The 532-nt window shown below is 48.1% G+C and carries 1 protein-coding gene; it reads left to right on the top strand.

The window, feature by feature from the left end:
- A partial coding sequence (locus Y79_RS01000000119840) for a T7SS effector LXG polymorphic toxin (protein WP_016935920.1) occupies window positions 1-532 on the top strand: 532 nt, incomplete at both ends.

Here is a 532-nt window from a genome sequence, read left to right as displayed (position 1 = left end):
CCGCTGCCAAACAGCGCGCGGGTGAATATAAAAAACTGCGCGGTCAGATGGTCAACCTGAAAAAAGCCTTTCAAGGTATGGCTGATCTTGGTGACAATGATTTCTCAGGCTGGGGCGCCGACAACATCAAAGCCTTTTTCCAGGATCACGCCGGCGTCACAGACAGCTGGCTTGATCTGATCGACATGAAAATCGCATTTCTCACAAGCCTTCCCGGCAAGGTCGAAGATGCCGGACTTTCCAATTCGCATGTGGAGGAATCATTTCTGGAGCACGAACTCACCCATGCCCTCAGTAAATCAAAGGCGATTATGGAAGAGCAGAAAAAGGACATGCGCTCCATCCTCGGAGAGATCGATGACATCATCTCGCTTGATTTATTTTCAACGGAAAGCACAGATCAGAAGCTTTCTTCAGCTGACAAAAAAAGAAGCGAAACGATACATAAACTCGGCAAGCTCGATCACGACCTAATGAAAGAATACGCAGAAACCGAAGCGAACGAACAGTTCATCCAAGCTGACTTCCAGCA

It is taken from the genome of Bacillus siamensis KCTC 13613, from assembly GCF_000262045.1.
Lineage (GTDB): Bacteria > Bacillota > Bacilli > Bacillales > Bacillaceae > Bacillus > Bacillus siamensis.
Note: the sequence above shows the minus strand (reverse complement) of the source record. Positions and strands in the feature narration are given on the sequence as shown.